The 260-nt window shown below is 65.4% G+C and carries 1 pseudogene; it reads left to right on the top strand.

What is annotated here, in order from left to right:
- A pseudogene (locus M2D63_RS25865) lies at positions 1–260 on the top strand (EamA family transporter); the annotation flags it as partial.

Here is a 260-nt window from a genome sequence, read left to right as displayed (position 1 = left end):
GATGCCCTTGATGTCCCTGGCCATGGCCATGGTCAGCCTGGGCCTTCGCCTGAGCTACGGCGCCCTGGCCGGCGCGCGGGTGTCCTTGATCGGCGTGTTGCTGGTGGTATCGGCCGGTGACCTGTGCGTGTTGCTACAGCACGGGCTCAACGGTGGGGATGCTCTGTTGCTGGTCGCCTCCCTGGCCTATGCGCTGTACTGCACCCTGCTGATTATATGGCTGTTGCGCGTGCCGCCGCTGCTCCTGCTGTACCTGCAGG

The sequence above is a fragment of the Pseudomonas sp. BJa5 genome, assembly GCF_030272875.2.
Taxonomy (GTDB): Bacteria; Pseudomonadota; Gammaproteobacteria; order Pseudomonadales; family Pseudomonadaceae; genus Aquipseudomonas.
This window is presented reverse-complemented; position numbering and strand designations above follow the sequence as displayed.